This is a genomic window from Paenibacillus hexagrammi (assembly GCF_021513275.1).
In the GTDB taxonomy this organism is placed as follows: Bacteria; Bacillota; Bacilli; order Paenibacillales; family NBRC-103111; genus Paenibacillus_E; species Paenibacillus_E hexagrammi.
Genome location: NZ_CP090978.1, coordinates 507178 through 519091 on the forward strand (window position 1 = coordinate 507178; position 11914 = coordinate 519091).

An 11914-nucleotide genomic window follows, 5' to 3' on the forward strand; every position below is an offset into this window, starting at 1 on the left:
CTCCACTTCTGCTTTATCGAGAGGAAGACAAAAGCCACACCTTGGCGGGTGTGGCTTTTGCGCATAGGAGAGAGAGGAGGTTCTAACGAGGCTAACTTGCGGGGAGTGACGTTCGGTTCGGTTCGGTCGCACGCTTCATATCGTCAGTTGTTATTATAGGTCAAAGGATCCATCAATTCTGTAAGATATCATACAAAATAAATATTTTTATTGGGCGACTTCGAAATATTTGGCGATCTCGTCGAGCAGCAGGTTCGCTGCTTTGTAGCCTCCGGCCAAATTCCACACGACTTCATTGACTTGGAACGCTTTGTTATTTTTGGAAACCTGTAAATTCTTGAACAGCGGATCTTCCGTCCACTCTTTCGCCACCTTCGTGGAAGCGTCGCCTGAATTACCGGTGCCGGATACGAAATAGAAGAGCACATCGCCATCCATGTCAGGAATACGTTCCTTGGTCAGCTGTTCCATGAACTGGTCCTTCGCTTGTGAAGCGGGTCTTGCAATACCTAGCTGCTTGAGTAAAACACCGCTGAACGTTTGCTCTTGGTAGATACGGACATCGGCAGAGCTGAAACGCACGACAGATACCTTGGTTGCGGTTTTGTCGCCAAGCTTCGCTTTGACATCCGCGACCCGCTGATCAAAATCAGCCATGGCCTTCTCACCTTCGGCTTTTTTGTTAACCGCTTCTGCATATAGAGCGAAATTCTTCTTCCAGTCCCCGCGAAGATCGGCGGCGAATACGGTTGGAGCGATTTGCTTGAGTTGTTCGTAGATTTTCTCATGGCGCACTTTGTTGCCGATGATCAGATCGGGCTTGAGTCCTGCGATCATCTCCAAATTCGGCTGCGTTTCTTCGCCTACATCTTGTACGCCCTCCATATCCGTCTTAATGTGATCATACCATGGACTGCCGATCCACGATTTCACAGCGCCTACCGGTTTAACGCCTAGCGTAAGCAGGTCTTCCGTACCTTCATTGGTTAGAATAACGACGCGCTGAGGTGTTCCTTTTATTTGTGTTTCACCCATGGCGTGCTTGACGGTTCTCACTTCATCTTGCTTTGCGGCAGCAGTTGATGCAGCAGGACTGCCATCCGGTGTTTCGTTCTTTGAATCTGTCGTATTGCCGCAACCCGCGATCAGCATTACGATGGCGGTTAGTAGAAGCATTGATTGGAATCGTATTTTTTGAAAAAATGGCACAATGGTATCCCCCTAGGACATATGGATTAATTATATATTGATAACGATTCTCATTATCAGAAACAACTATACGGTCTATCATCATTGTTGTCAACCATAATTATGAAAATGATTCTCATAATCATTGACAGTCTTTGTAAGCGACTCTACAATGGATAAAGGTTATGCACAAGCTTTCATATTCTACTACCAGGAGGCGGATTTTCCTTGGTGCATCTGCTGTTGAGCGGCAAAGCGAAGTCTGTGGGATTAGTCGCAGGGACGCTGCTGCTGCTGGCTTGCATGCTTGCAAGCACGTTATTCGGACTCAAGCAATTCGATATATCTATGCTCTGGAATGCGTACTTTCATTTTAACGGATCGAACGATCATATTATTCTGACCCATACAAGAGTTCCGCGAGCGCTGATTGGGGCAGGCGTCGGTGCAAGCCTCGCGATCGCCGGAGCTCTCATGCAGGTGCTTACAAGAAATCCCATGGCTTCTCCCTCACTGTTCGGAGTAAATGCGGGAGCCGTTCTCTTTATTGTGCTGGGTCTTACGATCTTCGGCGTCAACCTGTCCTTAAACAGTATGATTTGGATTGCGCTTGCAGGTGCAGGTGTAACGGCTGTATTCGTGTTCTTCCTGGGCTCTCAGGGCAAGGAGGGATTTACACCTGTGAAGCTTACGCTTGCCGGTGCGGCAGTAGCAGCATTTGCTACTTCGGTGACCTCCGGAGTCATGCTGATAAATCAGCAATCGCTTGAGCAGGCGCTGTTTTGGCTGATAGGCTCTGTTGCCAATCGTGAGCTGCATCATCTCACTTTGGTCCTGCCATTTCTAACCGCGGGATGGCTCATTGCGATGATGCTCACCCCTTCCTTGAACGTACTGGCGCTGAGCGACGAAGTCTCCAAGGGCCTTGGTCAAAGAGCTGCCTTTGTCAAAATTGCGGCTTCCATCGCTATTGTTCTTCTTGCAGGAGGTTCCGTAGCAGTTGCAGGTCCAATTGCTTTTGTAGGTATTATCGTTCCGCATTTGTGCCGGTTTCTGGTGGGGAACGACCACCGCTGGCTGATTCCTTATAGTGCTGTGGCAGGGGGATTTTGCTGGTGTTGGCGGATCTGGCATCCAGATTCATCATAATGCCCAAGGAAGTCCCCGTAGGTGTTGCTACAGCGCTGGTAGGCGTTCCGTTTCTCATTTATGTCGCGAGGAGGAGGAACTATGCCTAAACAGGACATCTACACGAATGAAATTACAGTACTATTAAGCCGTAAACGGAGAAAAGGGCTGATCGTGCTTGTGGCGATGCTTGTCGCGACTGTGCTTATAGCGCTAGTTAGCATCTCGCTTGGCAGCTTGCGCATCCCAATTGGACAAATTGTCAGCGTGCTGTTCGGTGACACAAGCGGCAGCAATGCGCTGATTATTCTCCAATTCAGACTGCCTAGAGTCGTGGCGGCAGTGCTGGTTGGGGCTGCCTTGGCGATCGCAGGTTCTCTGATGCAGGGAGTTATCCGTAACTCACTTGCATCACCGGACTTAATTGGTGTAACCGGCGGTGCGTCGGTGGCCGTTGTAGCCTTTATGACGTTGACTGCCAATCAATACAGCATCCACTGGGTTCCTGTGATTGCGGTGGCAGGGGCTTTTGCGACAGCAGCCTTGAACTATGTGCTCGCGTGGAAGCATGGATTGTCTACGTTTAGACTTGTTTTGATCGGAATCGGCATATCGACGGCAATGGGAGCACTGACGACTTTCTTACTGATCAGCGGCCCGTCCTATCTGGCTTCTCAGGTGCTAGGCTGGATGACGGGGACGATCTACGGAACCAATTGGAAGCATATTGCGGCGCTCGTGCCCTATCTGGCTGTCTTTGTTCCTCTCGCTTGCTTGTTTGCCTACAAGCTGAATATCCAAGCACTGGGCGATGTCCTCGCAACCGGCTTAGGCAGTCGTATGCAGCGGGACCGTTTTCTTCTATTGCTGTTCAGTGTAGCATTAGCAGGCGTTGCGGTCGGGATCGCCGGTACGATTACATTCATCGGACTGCTCGCTCCCCATATGGCCCGCCGGCTTGTCGGCAGCGATTACCGCATTCTGATGCCCGTCTCCGGATTCATTGGCGGACTCATATTGCTTCTGGCAGACCTTGCGGGACGAATGTTGTTTCAGCCTCTGGACGTACCTGCGGGTGTGTTTACGGCAGGAATCGGGGCTCCGTTCTTCTTGTATCTATTGTTTAGGCGATCCTAATTGGAGAGCAGTGGACCGCGTTAGCCAACAATTTTCAAGTTCCGGTTTGCTCATCAAATTGGGGCGCAATCATAGACCAACAGTCTGACCTTTCAAGTGCCTTGACTTGGAAGGTTTTTTGTTTCCCTATTTTCACAATAAATAACCTATGGTTAAATAAGGAAGTGACATTCATAAAAGAGCTTGGAGGAGAAGATTGTTGAAAAGACGCATCATTCTTTGTTTCATGGCTGTGGCACTTATGTATTCATTGTTACCTGTATCTGGGGCTATGGCGCAGTCGACGGACCCTATAGTTTGGTCCAAAACAACGAGCACATCAGAGGCTAACGATCTTCACGATGTTGCTTTCAATAGCTCGCATACCTATGCGGCTGTAGGGGATGACGGAACCATTCTGACCTCATCCGATGGCGATCATTGGGAGCATGAGGCTTCCGGCGTGTCAGGGAATGTAAAGGCAGTTGCGACGAATGGCAGCCAATTTGTAGCGGTTGGCGATCACGGTGCACTTGTCACCTCTAACGATGGGAAAAGCTGGACAAAGGCATCAGTTAACGTTCCTTATACACTAGGACAATTCATCCAAGGGAGCGACCGCGATGATTACAGCAGCAGATATCCCGATATCAACTGGAATGAACCGTTTACGCAGGCAAACCTGCAATTCACAGAGGTTATTTGGGATGGATGGCGGTATGCAGCTGTGGGGGAGCTTACCTACGCCACGGGCAGAACGATTCTGATGAGCCGCTTTATCGAGTGCTATTCCACAGATGGACATGATTGGGGCTTTCAAATGATGGGGGTTGAGCCTCAACTGTCGAGCATGGACACAGGATCGAAGTACCCGCAGGAATTAGGCGAGCTGGTGTACACAGGCTCCATGTATTTACTGACAGCAGGCTCCTACATATTGACTTCGTCCGACCTATACGATTGGACAGTGCACGATCCGGGGATTAAAGGTGAGCTGGCCGGACTTGCTTTTCACGGCGGTCAATTCGTAGCGGTAGGCTGGGACGGAGCTTTAGGCATGGGAGAGAACAAGCCTAGGCTGACAGGCATTGTATATACGTCTACAGACGGCATCAACTGGAGCGAGGTTGTCTTAGATGCGAGTCTAGGCTCCACCGATGTAGAATGGGCGAAGAAGGAACTGGATTATAACGGATTTGCTTATATCGACATGAACACGATTCTATGGGATGGCAATCAGTTCGTTGTGGGCGGCAACATGGGGATCGTGCTAACTTCTCCGGATGGACGGAATTGGAAGGTGGAGAAGGAGAGCGAGGGATCCTTTAATCCCATGAGCTATGTCAAATATGCCGGTATGGGAGCCGATATTCATAAGATTTCGTACGACGGCAGCCGATATGTGGCAGTAGGAAACAACGGTACGATTTTGACAGCGGGCAAGCTGGATGACTGGCAGGTTGCGGCAGAGAAGCAGGCTGCGGAATTCGACGATATGATATATGACGGCGCAGGCCGCTATGTGGCTACCGGTTATTCAGGTGTCATCTGGGAATCTGACAATGGGTATGACTGGAAGCCCACAGAAGTCAAAGATGTGAGCAGCGGCTTTCACTGGAGCGCTTTGGCAGCAGGAAACGGCGTATTGCTTGCTTCAGGCTATGGTATGGGCAGCAGGGATCGGGAAATCTATTATTACTCGGAAAAGCCGGGCGTATGGGAACAGAAACAGTTCCCTGAGGGTTTGCACGGACTTCTGCAGCCTGTGATTGTGAATGGAGAGTTTTACGTATCTGGTATTGAGGGCTATGTCACTTCCCAGGATGGGGTGAACTGGAGCCCGATTCAGCAGACCGCTCACAGAATGAAGAAGATTTTGAGCAATGGCAGTATCATGGTTGGCCTTAGTGATGAGCAAATGGATCAGGATGTCCTATACCGCTCTGCCGACGGAGTGAACTGGGATAAGGTTACTGTGAAAAATGGAAAATATGAGCAGGACATTCTCGTCAGCGACATCGTATATACGGGTAATGAATTTGCACTGATTGGTGCATATAATTTAGAAAACACGGCGGCTGTTTCATGGGATGGCATTCACTGGTACACTCAGCATGTGGACGAACATATCAATCGGCTGGCATGGAACGGAGAGTCATTCGCAGCTGTTGGCTCAGATGGAACCGTATTCGTCTCGAACAATGGCATGAGCTATGAACGCCAGACACCTGTCACCAATCATGACCTCAAGTCCGTGACCTGGGACGGCGAAAAATTCGTAGCTGCGGGCCGGGGCGGCACGATCCTGATCGGTATGCCGGCATCCATGATCCGTGTCCGAGTGAACGGTCACAACCTCAAGTTGGATGTACACCCTGTCATTGTGGAAGGTTCGACAATGCTGCCGGTTCGCGCACTTTTTCAAGCGGTAGGAGCGCAAGTAGTTTGGGATGAAAGTACGAAGACGGTGACAGGCACAAAGGGAAGTATCACAGTTAGGCTGTCTCTGGATTCGAATCAGGCAACAATCGATGGTAAAGAGGTCCGTCTGGAGCTACCCCCTCGCCTGATTGAAGGCAGCACCATGGCGCCTGCACGTTTTGTTGCAGAAGCGTTCGGGTATGAGGTCACATGGGAAGATGCAACTCGGACGATGAATATGGCAGGCGGAGACGGCGAATCTTCAACCTCGAGCGTAGGCGGTACGAACTAGTCATTTTTTGTCAACGGGGATGTAGTTGGTTCTTGCATTTGAAAAGAGTACAATGGAGCTGAACAGTTTTCCATATGAAGGAGGCATTCCTTTGATACATATTTATCCGGCGAAATCGCGCAGTTCGGTTGATCTTGGTTGGTTGACTAGCCATAGAAGCTTCTCGTTCGGGGATTATTATGATCCTGATAATACCAGCTTCGGCGTAATGAGAGTATGTAATGATGATGATATTGCCGCGGGAAGAGGCTTCGGGCCGCATCCGCATAGTGACATGGAGATTGTCACCATCGTCCTGCGGGGGCATATCAAGCACGAAGACAGCTTAGGCCATGCAGCGGTTACTGGTCCCAACGGCGTGCAGCGTATGTCTGCGGGAACCGGCGTGATCCATGCCGAATATAACGCCTCAGATACGGAGGACTTGAGTTTGCTCCAGCTGTGGTTTATGCCTGCAGAGCGGGGGCGGGAGCCGTCCTTTGAGAACAGCGTGTATAATCCAGAGCTCATGAGAAATGCCTTACTAGCGGTTGTATCCCCAACAGGCTCCGATCAGGCGGCGCGAATTTATCAGGATATGACCATTTATTTAAGCAGGCTGGACGCTGGCAAGAAGCTTGAGTATCTTCAGGAAGCGGGACGGAAGATATTCTTGTTCGTCATTGAGGGCGCCTTGCATGTAAACGGCTTGGACATGAAAGCGAAGGATACAGCCCGCATTGAGGATACGCCTGAGCTCGTCCTGGAAGCGGTGGAAGACGCTTATTTGATGCTGATTGATCTGCCATAGACAGGAGGAAGCGGCTATGAAAGAAACCTTTTTGATCAAGCATGCCGTGGGAGGACGGACATTCGTTGATACGGCGAAGCAGTCTGTCCCCTACCAAATCCATCAGGATGGCGAAGAATGGTTGTTTGAAGTTCAAGCTCCTCTTGATGAGGCGATGCAGGAGCTTTTGGCTTGGAAGGATGAGCTGAACGTGTTTGTTTTCCGGGAGTTTGAGAATGAACCTACTCTGAAAATCTGGTACTACGTGAAGCAAGGGTCCGTTCAATACAATGAGCAGAAGGCTGCACTAACCTTTGCAGCCTCCTCCAAACTGGAGTATGTGCCAGACAAGTTTAGCGGCAATTATTGAATATGTGGTGACGGGGCCTCCCTACCAAGGAGGCCCGTTTTCAATGTGGGATGATTTGGCTAGGATGTAAGAAAATCTCCGCCGTTGACGTGAATGGTTTCTCCGGTTACATACCGCGAGTCATCGCTGGCGAGATACACATAAGCAGGCGCAAGCTCAAAAGGCTGCCCCGCGCGTTTCATGGGCGTATCGGTACCAAAGGTAGCAACCCTTTCGGCAGAGAAGCTTGAGGGGATCAGCGGGGTCCAAATTGGACCAGGTGCGACGGCATTGACGCGAATGCCTTTCTCGACGAGGTTCAGAGCTAGGGATCTGGTGAAGGAAACGATGGCTCCTTTGGTTGCGGAGTAATCAAGTAATGTCTTTTCGCCCCGGTACGCCGTTATGGAGGCTGTATTGATGATTGAGCTTCCTTGCTGCAAATGCGGGAGCGCGGCTTGCGTCATGAAGAAGAAAGAGAAGATATTGGTGCGAAACGTCTGCTCGAGCTGCTCTTCGGAGATGTCCAGCAGGCTTTCCTGCGGGTATTGAACGCCGATATTGTTAACGAGAATATCCAGTCTGCCGAAGGCAGCCATGGTCTGCTTTACAACGGACGAGCAAGCTGCTTTGGATTGCAAATCGAGGCAAAGGGGTAAGCAGCGCCGACCGAGCTCTTGGATTCTCGCGGCGGTTACGTGAGCGTCCTCCTGTTCATAGAGGTAAGCAATAACAACGTCCGCTCCTTCCTTGGCAAAAGCGATCGCAGTTGCCCGGCCGATGCCGCTGTCTCCACCCGTGATAATGGCAACACGGCCCGAGAGCTTACCGCTGCCTTTGTAGGACGGATTCTCAAAGATAGGCTGCGGAGTCATGAGATATTCCAGACCGGGCTGCTGATCTTGATGCTGGGGCGGAAAAGCAACAGGCTGCTCTTTGCATTCGGTTTTCTTGCCGTAATACGGATATACCGGATAAGGATGCATAACAGGGCCTCCACATCATCAGAAAATAACAATTCGAGTTACTATATTCATGAGGAGCCCAACCGGTTCGGAAAGACAGGGAAGGAGTAAGGATGAAAAAGGGAGATCGAACTATTTTTAGCCGCACAAGACACTTCCTACAGGGGAAATAACTGCAAACCGGCTGTTTTGTGTAAATGCCCTCATAATAGTAAAAAAAAGACCAGTCATTGGTCTTTTTTTACTCATTTTTTATTTCGGATAGTTCATAGGATTTCCTTATTGTCCTACCAAGGAATAATCCAGGTTCTACTGTTTAGTTACAATGTAGAGGATACATCCTAAACCTAAGTTGAGGTCAAGGTATTTTTTTCGGCTAAGTTTATGCTTCTTCTATCTTTGAAGGCCGAAGAACGTACTCAACATATGCCTTAGCATTGTCAGCAAGCTCTTGCTCTGAAACATGCATAACACCATTCAATACAAACAGGGGTAAAAACTTCGTGCCAATCAGATTGCTTGTTTGCTGTAAAGGAGTTGTTAGGGTCTCCATGGTAAAACGATTGTATCCACTAGACTGATACGATTCTTCCGGTCCAAAAGTCGATATCGCAAGACCTAACTCTTTACCGTGAAGCTTGTCACCGCCATCACCATATGCCCAGCCATAGGAGAGCACTTCATCCTGCCATTGTTTGAGCAAAGCAGGTGTGCTATACCAGTAGAACGGAAATTGAAGAATAATGCGGTTATGTGATTCCAACAGGCTTTGTTCGTGAGCTACGTTTATTTTCCCGTCAGGGTACGCCTGATAAAGAGTATGAATCGTAATTTCTTCATGTTTTTTCAATTCCTGCATCCAGGCGCGGTTAATTCGAGATTGTTCTAAATTAGGGTGAGTGATAATAACAAGAGTTTTCATTAGGAAGTCTCCTTTTTTAAATAAAGTATTGTAGAAATGCTTTCACTTTTCGTTGCTCTCATAATATTTGTATATACAAATGAAGGGTTAAAAAATTTTCATTTCATTAACAATCATTGTTTCATTCCTTCTTACATGCCTCCTATCTTTATTTGTATATGCAAATGAAAGGGTAAAAAAATTTATAGATCTCCTTCTAGCTTAGTGCTCGCCTCGTGAAGCATGTTACTTAAATCTTTACTGAACTCGTTTCCTAGGACTTTGGAATAGCTGTTATACAATTCTTTTAAAGAAATACGAAATTGATGGTACATCTTTTCGCCTTCTTCTGTTAATGAGATAAATGTTTGTTTTCCATCCATTCTTCTAGTGACGAGTTTTAATTTTTCAAGTTTATCAATAAACCTCGTACTAGTCGAAGGAGCAATGGACAATTTGTGGCATAGTTCCTTCTGTGTGATTTCCGGATGGAACTTCACAATCATAATCATGTACAGATACGAAGGAGCAAGGTCCCCAAAATCGAATGTATGTTCAGCTAGTTTGGTAATGTTACGAGCAAATCGGCTGGCTGTAAAGTAAAGACAGTGGATGAGTACCTGTTCTTCCTCGTTCATTAGATCAAATCCTTTTTTTCATTTGCATATACAAATTAACATGAAAAGATAGGAAGGTCAAGTACAGAAAATATAGTACAAAATTGGCTGCTGTTGTTAGGCGAGCGGGCAAGATAACGCGGTACATGCTAATGTTACCAGGTTATAAATTAGTCTGTTAAGTAAGCCCGGTTATTCTGCTCCCTAGGCAATGGTGGAACGGCGAGCGGACTCCTGCTTGCCTTTTTTTCATATACCCATTTACATGTTATAGTGAATTAGTGTACTATTTCATTAGTGCACTGTTTGTGATTAATTTACTAAAAAGGGTGAGGCGCCTATGCATCAATGGTCAGCTTTATTTGTTAAGGACTTCAAGTTATCAAGAAGCGTGTTTCTAATGGGTCTCGTCATGAACATATTGATTGCGATGCTGACGCTTTACTTGGAGAGGACAGCTGGGGATTCTTTGCTTATGTTCGTACCATTAGCGGTTGCCGCTGTGATTCATGTGGCGTACGTTCCGATTATTGTATTCATCAGTTTGAAGTCGGAGGGTAACCATTTGCACATCTGGCTGAGCAATCCCCAATCGGCTTCTAAATTGCTGCTCAGTAAAATTGTGAACGGCTTGTTGATGATTATGATTTCATTAATTTTATTGTTTGCGTTATCCGGACTGCTGGTGGCAGCCAAGTTTAGCTTCATTGAGCCGTATGGGACGGATATTTGGAGAGTGGGATTATTCACTTTTCCTCATATTATTTGGTTTTCTATTGAGCTTGGCTTAGGGGTGATGGTTCTTTGGGCCCTGTACCAATACCTCAAACGGAGAATCGGGCGTTGGAGCTGGACGGTGGTTGCTGGAGCGGCCATCCTAGCGGGAGGCATAGATGCCTGGTTCGAGACCTCCAAGCTGTATCGGTTCATGGCGGATCGGGGATGCCTTACTTATAAATTTCCTACGTTAATATCGGATCCGATACACACCTACGTAGGCGGGTATATATATGACTTCATCATTATGATTGGTTTATTCATACTAGCCGCATGGCTCGTGGACCACAAAGTTGAGGGATAACGATGGATGAATTTAATGCTTCAAAGCCGATCTATTTGCAATTAGCGGATCGCATTCACAGGCAAATCATAAGCGGAGAATTGAAGGCGGGCGAGAAGCTTCCTTCGATCCGCGATATGGGGGTCAATTACAACATGAATCCCAACACCGTTCAACGCGCATACAGCGAGTTGGAGCGCGAGGGGATCTTAGAGACGAGAAGAGGCCAAGGTACGTTCGTCTCGGAACGACAGGACCGCCTGGTACAACAACGTGACAAGTTGAAGCTTGAACAAATTCAACAATTCGTTCACGTCATGCAAGAAATGGGATACAGCGCAGTGGAGATCCTGTCTGGGCTGGAAGAATACTTGAACAACGTTGAGAAGGGCGATGAGTGATATGATCCGGCTGACGAACGTGACGAAGAGGTATATCAAACAGATTGCGCTTAAGGATATTTCATTGACGGTGCCGATAGGTAAAATTATCGGTATCGTTGGCGGGAACGGCAGCGGAAAGTCGACATTATTGAGGTTAATGTCCGGTCTATTGATGCCTACGAGCGGAAGTGTGACGGTAAACGGAGAGATGGCCAATCGAAGAACCAGCAAAGTCGTTTCGTATTCTTCTGATTTAGGCTCCTTTTATCCGACGTTCTCGGTGAGAGATGCGGTGCGGTTTCAAGCTTCGCAATTCACCGACTTTAACCTTGTTAAAGCGGAAGAAGTTATGCGGCTTATGCGGCTGGATCCTCATATGAAGGTCAAAGAGCTCTCGAAAGGCAACCGCGGCCGATTGCAAATCGTGCTTACGTTGGCCAGAGAGGCCCCCTATATCCTGATGGATGAACCCTTATCCGGGCTTGACCCAATGAAGCGCGAGTCTATCGTGAAAGGAATCATTTCGTACGTGGATTTAAAATCCCAATCCCTTATTATGGCAAGCCATGAGGTTTCGGAAATCGAGACTTTAATTGACGGCTTCATTGCACTTAAAGACGGTTCGCTGCTTCGGATGGCTGATGTGGAGGAATTGCATGAATCAGAGGCTCTTCGTATCGCGGATTGGATGAAGAAGGCCTATGCTTAAGGGAGAGAGGGTGTCG

The 11914-nt window shown here is 48.0% G+C and carries 11 protein-coding genes and 1 pseudogene; 8 read left to right on the forward strand and 4 right to left on the reverse strand.

Features of this window, described 5'->3' with window-relative positions:
* Nucleotides 1-207: 207 nt before the first annotated feature.
* The gene (locus tag L0M14_RS02285; RefSeq protein ID WP_405031025.1) at nt 208-1176 is read right to left on the reverse strand and encodes an ABC transporter substrate-binding protein; all 969 of its coding nucleotides are present in this window, start codon (nt 1174-1176) and stop codon (nt 208-210) included.
* A gap of 249 nt (nt 1177-1425) precedes the next feature.
* Between L0M14_RS02285 and L0M14_RS02290 the strand changes: the two are divergent.
* From L0M14_RS02290 to L0M14_RS02310, 5 genes and pseudogenes are all read left to right on the forward strand, one after another.
* Nucleotides 1426-2426 (forward strand): annotated as a pseudogene (locus L0M14_RS02290) (FecCD family ABC transporter permease).
* On the forward strand, nt 2419-3453 hold the full coding sequence (locus tag L0M14_RS02295) for a FecCD family ABC transporter permease (RefSeq protein ID WP_235120480.1): 1035 nt from the start codon (nt 2419-2421) through the stop codon (nt 3451-3453). Before L0M14_RS02290 ends, L0M14_RS02295 begins: the two are co-directional and overlap by 8 nt.
* A 199-nt stretch (nt 3454-3652) precedes the next feature.
* On the forward strand, nt 3653-6145 hold the full coding sequence (locus L0M14_RS02300; RefSeq protein WP_235120481.1) for a stalk domain-containing protein: 2493 nt from the start codon (nt 3653-3655) through the stop codon (nt 6143-6145).
* 91 nt (nt 6146-6236) lie between these two features.
* Nucleotides 6237-6935 (forward strand): pirin family protein, encoded by a 699-nt coding sequence (locus L0M14_RS02305; protein ID WP_235120482.1) that lies wholly within the window; start codon nt 6237-6239, stop codon nt 6933-6935.
* 16 nt (nt 6936-6951) lie between these two features.
* The gene (locus tag L0M14_RS02310; RefSeq protein WP_235120483.1) at nt 6952-7284 is read left to right on the forward strand and encodes a hypothetical protein; all 333 of its coding nucleotides are present in this window, start codon (nt 6952-6954) and stop codon (nt 7282-7284) included.
* A gap of 59 nt (nt 7285-7343) precedes the next feature.
* Here the strand turns inward: L0M14_RS02310 and L0M14_RS02315 are convergent, their stop codons facing one another.
* From L0M14_RS02315 to L0M14_RS02325, 3 genes are all read right to left on the reverse strand, one after another.
* Nucleotides 7344-8249, reverse strand: coding sequence for an SDR family oxidoreductase (locus tag L0M14_RS02315; protein ID WP_235120484.1), 906 nt, complete (start codon nt 8247-8249; stop codon nt 7344-7346).
* Between the two features lie 361 nt (nt 8250-8610).
* The gene (locus tag L0M14_RS02320; RefSeq protein ID WP_235120485.1) at nt 8611-9150 is read right to left on the reverse strand and encodes an NAD(P)H-dependent oxidoreductase; all 540 of its coding nucleotides are present in this window, start codon (nt 9148-9150) and stop codon (nt 8611-8613) included.
* A gap of 182 nt (nt 9151-9332) precedes the next feature.
* Nucleotides 9333-9767 carry a MarR family winged helix-turn-helix transcriptional regulator gene (locus L0M14_RS02325; RefSeq protein WP_235120486.1) on the reverse strand — a complete coding sequence of 145 codons (435 nt, stop codon included), beginning with the start codon at nt 9765-9767 and terminating at the stop codon, nt 9333-9335.
* A 319-nt stretch (nt 9768-10086) separates the two neighbouring features.
* On the opposite strand from L0M14_RS02325, the gene L0M14_RS02330 reads away from it, so the two are divergent.
* From L0M14_RS02330 to L0M14_RS02340, 3 genes are read left to right on the forward strand one after another with little or no spacing between them, the layout of a single operon-like run.
* On the forward strand, nt 10087-10827 hold the full coding sequence (locus tag L0M14_RS02330; RefSeq protein ID WP_235120487.1) for a hypothetical protein: 741 nt from the start codon (nt 10087-10089) through the stop codon (nt 10825-10827).
* Between the two features lie 2 nt (nt 10828-10829).
* Complete coding sequence (locus tag L0M14_RS02335) at nt 10830-11207, forward strand: GntR family transcriptional regulator (RefSeq protein ID WP_235120488.1); 378 nt, start codon at nt 10830-10832, stop codon at nt 11205-11207.
* Nucleotides 11200-11898: an ATP-binding cassette domain-containing protein gene (locus L0M14_RS02340; RefSeq protein ID WP_311198819.1), complete on the forward strand. Its 699-nt coding sequence runs from the start codon at nt 11200-11202 to the stop codon at nt 11896-11898. The genes L0M14_RS02335 and L0M14_RS02340 overlap by 8 nt, the downstream gene beginning before the upstream one ends.
* Nucleotides 11899-11914 lie beyond the last annotated feature (16 nt).